At 30.1% G+C, this 3,175-nt stretch carries 4 protein-coding genes; all 4 read right to left on the bottom strand.

The features are described from left to right. Positions 1-170: 170 nt before the first annotated feature. Positions 171-1,001, bottom strand: a complete 831-nt coding sequence (locus tag ACNKXV_RS13240; RefSeq protein WP_417908218.1) for a hypothetical protein — start codon at positions 999-1,001, stop codon at positions 171-173. Positions 1,002-1,177: 176 nt separating this feature from the next. Continuing rightward, a complete protein-coding gene (locus ACNKXV_RS13235) occupies positions 1,178-1,765 on the bottom strand; it encodes a hypothetical protein (protein WP_417908217.1) in 588 nt (195 codons plus the stop codon). Positions 1,766-1,911: 146 nt separating this feature from the next. Next, the gene (locus tag ACNKXV_RS13230) at positions 1,912-2,457 is read right to left on the bottom strand and encodes a hypothetical protein (RefSeq protein ID WP_417908216.1); all 546 of its coding nucleotides are present in this window, start codon (positions 2,455-2,457) and stop codon (positions 1,912-1,914) included. 152 nt (positions 2,458-2,609) lie between these two features. Then, on the bottom strand, positions 2,610-3,134 hold the full coding sequence (locus ACNKXV_RS13225) for a hypothetical protein (protein WP_417908215.1): 525 nt from the start codon (positions 3,132-3,134) through the stop codon (positions 2,610-2,612). Positions 3,135-3,175: the final 41 nt, after the last annotated feature.

Here is a 3,175-nt window from a genome sequence, read left to right as displayed (position 1 = left end):
CTTTGTCGCTCATTTTTCTATTGCTTGTTGCCAACGGTCTCGGCTATCGCAAGTTGCGGGAGTTGGGACGCGGAGTTGTCGGTTTATTTCTTTTCTTTCCTGGTTTCTAAAATTACACTTTTTCGACTAGACCCGTTATTTGCGATGAGCCGTTGTTGTGAGCAGTATTTTTAACGCAAATGGAATTCTGAATCATTTTCTGTTAATTCTGAGCGACCTTTAAATTTGAAGGTGTTTTTGAGCACTCTTAGTTCTTTTAAAAGGACTAGATTGTCACCATCAATATAAAAAGGGGCAAAATAAAATTGATCTCTATTTTTTTGAATTTCAATAAATTCTGTAAATAACATTCCCTCTTTCATTCTTAACTTATTCCAAAAAATCATTTGCATTAACATTGATTGCTGATCCTTTCCATATTTCTCTAATTTCATTTTTTGCTCATAATCTTCAAACATAGGTTGAATCCATTTTCTATGGGGATTTGCATATAGATATGTTGAATATTTTGTATCAGGTTCGATTATGAATGAGATGCAAATATTGTTTTCTAAGTCAGAATCTGAATCCTGATTCCAGGATCTTATATAATTAAAGAATTTTTCGGCATATTCTCTTGTTTTATATACGGGTCCGAAATAATTTAATTTTTCTAGGTTTTCGTCCTCATTTTCTCTGTACATAACATAACCATTTGTCAACCATTCACTATAATCAATTTTAAAATCGGGGAATGGTTGTAGAATCATTATGGTGTACTCAAATAATGTTTTTTCTAGAAATTGTTCTAATAGCGTAATTAATATGGTGAGCAATATTCCTATTTCATATGGCAAAATCAGAAATGAGGTTGCTATACCTATTATCCCAATAATACGTAGAAACCATTTTACGTGGTTCTCATACTTTTCATGAACAATTAATTTGGGAAAGTATTTCCTTTTTTCAACTCTAATTAATGTCCTAGTATCAATTTTCCAGTTTCCTAGTTTGATTTTCATAAAATATTGCTCACAACGGTCCCGGTTAACGCAAGTTGGCGGAGTAAGGGACGCGGATTTGTCGGCTTAGTGTTTTAATAGTTGATCAAGTTAAATATTTTCTTTCTAACGCTGCCGCCTATTTGCGATAACCGTTGTTGTGAGCTGTATGAGTTTCGATATATTTTTTTATATACCTAATTAGTTTTACAATATTCTTTGAAAGTCAATGTTTTCAATGCTTTAAAAAAATCAATTTGAGTTTCATTGGATAAATTGTAGCCATAAAAACTCAAGCTTGTTTTTTTCCAATTTTCTCGGTTACTATTTAAACTATCTATATAAATTCCACTAGCACCGAACCCAGCATATTTGGGTTTTATAAATTTAGCTGCGAAGCAATCAATACTATCTGTATAATATTCATGTTTTAGGTATTCTTTCGCATCGTAATCTGCTAAAAAACGGTCAGTAACAACCAAATGTTTTGTTCTTTCGATTATTTCTTTTTCTTCTATGGAAAATTTGTCAAATTCAGATTTTTCAAATATTAAAAGTTCCGGGTTTTTAGTCAGATCTTCTGAGTACCAACCTAAATCAAATATCAACGTATCATTTTTATCAGTTATTAAGCCACCAACAAAACTGTCGGTTCCTTTTATTTTATACCTATTCCATTTTACAGGAACAGTCATTGTAAATGAGTCAAAGTCAATTATCTTATAATCGGAATCATTAAAAGATAGAATTAATATTAAAATTAGGAGTAGTAATAATTTTCTCATATTGCTCACAACGGTCTTGGTTAAGGCAAGTGGCGGGAATAGGGACGCGAACTTGTCAGCTTAGTTGATTTTTACTTGATGTCTAAAATATATCTTTTCATTGGAATACGCGCTATTTGCGCTTAACCGATGTTGTAGCCAGTTTTTTACCTATCCCATCCATCAATTACGTAATTTTTTTCAGTCATTTTTTTTTCTTTACCAGACTGATTAGATTTAAACCACAATTCAAACCGAACAGGATAAAAATTCTCAAAAGTTCCTTCGTCAATTACGGTACTTCCAGTGTAAATTTTATAATTATTTTCTAATTTAGTTATTTCATTTTCTGTCCGAGTGCTCAATTTCCATTCGGATAATTGAATATTTTGAGTTAATTCAAATGCTTTTATAAATAATTTTCCTTTATCATCTGGTTTGTGCCACATATAAAAATCATAGCCAGAATATCCACTTCCTATTACTAATATTTTTTCTTGCTCAACCTTTAGATTATGCAATGAGTCAATTTGTTTGAATGATAAATATTCAATTGGTTTATCGAATTTCATATTTTCAGGAATTTCGATACCATAATATATTTTGTCATCTTCATTATCATTCAAAATTTCAAAAAACAACCAAAATACAAATACAATGATCAAAATTATAAATGTGGAAATTCCTATAATAATTTTTTTCGCTAATGTCATCTTTAAAAATTGGCTACAACGGTTACGGTTAACGCAAGTTGCGGGAGTAGGGACGCGGATTTGTCGGATTAACTCTTTTCTTTCCTGGTTTCTAAAATTACACTTTTTCGATAAAACCCGTTATTTGCGATAACCGATGTTACCCACAGTTCTCAACGAGCATGATTTGGACTAAAAATTTCATGTTTTAGTGGAAAATCATTTGTCAGAAATTTTACTGCTTCCTGTGAGCTTTCTTCTTTTTTAAAATACATTATTGAATCTCTTTTATAATGAGTTCTATTTAAAATAAATATTTCAAATGAATTAAAAGATTCACCTAAATCAGGTTTAGCAGCAGAGAAAAATGCAAATTTTTGACTCTTTTTAAATTTTAAAATTGAAACAACTGGTCTATCTTTTAGATTGATCTTTTGTTTAAATAATATGATCCCTTTGAAGAATTTAGCTTTATATAATTTTTGATTTTTTTTAATCAATCCTTTTTTGGAAAATGCTAATGATATTAAATAACAAAAGAGGAGTAAAGCTATTATAAAAAATATATATCCTTTCCAGTTCAATCTCTTGTCTATTAATTCAATAATGAACATTAATGGGATGAGTGAAAATCCGATTAAAATAATTTTCTGATGAAGCGAAAAGCTGGTTTCTAAGATTAATTTCTCTTGTTTCATTTTCTTAGTAATTCACAATGTAAGAATTGTGGGTAACGGTC

The sequence above is a fragment of the Christiangramia aquimixticola genome, from assembly GCF_048285835.1.
Taxonomy (GTDB): domain Bacteria; phylum Bacteroidota; class Bacteroidia; order Flavobacteriales; family Flavobacteriaceae; genus Christiangramia; species Christiangramia aquimixticola.
Note: the sequence above shows the minus strand (reverse complement) of the source record. Positions and strands in the feature narration are given on the sequence as shown.